Consider the following 971-nt stretch of genomic DNA (forward strand, 5'->3'; position numbering starts at 1 on the left):
AAGAAATCTGTGCGGTTTCTAGATTTAACTTTTGCGCTAAAGGTACTTTTTGTTGATCAGTCATGATGTGCTTGTTGCTCTCTAATAAAGAGGGCGAATTCAAGCACTCATGATGATAAAAGGCAAGTTGTTAACCAATCACCGTTGGTTGAACAAGGTCTTCGATGTAGCTAGCAACAATATCTGTTCGATGTAACTCAATTTGCGCTACAAACTGAGAAACTATGCGCTCTGGATTAGGCAATAGACGTGAATCACCGACCAATCCAAACTGTATTTGACCGCCATAACTGATGATACTCAAACCAATACCAAGATCGCCTGTTTGAGGAACCCAAAACATTTGCTCCTTGATCTTTGATCCTGCGATGTAACGTGCTTCGCGAGGTCCTGGAACATTCGACATCACTGCAGTTGTCTTATTCCCGAAGCTCTCAGTAAGCGCTCTTTGCATAGATTTTGGCAGCATGCCTGTCGCATACAAAATGCCATAAGACAAAGCTGGCTGAAGTGATTGCTTAAGCGCAATCATGTCGTGCTTTATTTTATATACGCGCTCTAAAGGATTCTCGATATCAACAGGCAATGCAGCAAACACAGTACCAAACTGGTTACCCAGGTCATCAGGATTTTGGCTTAGATCCATCTTATCCATTGGACGAATATTAACTGGAATCGTCACATGAACATTGCGCCCTTCTAAATTCTCACCCGCGCGAATCAACTCTTCACGAAAAGCGCCTGCTACACAAGACATGAGTAGGTCATTGATCTTACAGCCGACAACCTTCGCAATCCCATGAAACTTCTCAAAGCTCACCGGCTCAGACCAAGCACATGTTTTTCTAACACCAAGTTTGCCTTTCAAAGTACTACGCGGATCCGCGGGCATGGTCGCTAGTTGCGCTAACTCTGTCGCTGCACGAACACCATCACCAACAATACCGCGCATAGCATCTTGATCGCGCAAA

The 971-nt window shown here is 44.4% G+C and carries 1 protein-coding gene; it reads right to left on the bottom strand.

All coding sequences use genetic code 11. The annotated features are described in order from the left end of the window. Positions 1-130: 130 nt before the first annotated feature. The coding region (locus A3739_RS01485; protein ID WP_156502236.1) for a WS/DGAT domain-containing protein at positions 131-971 on the bottom strand (841 nt) is incomplete at its 5' end.

This window comes from Oleiphilus sp. HI0067 (assembly GCF_001635735.1).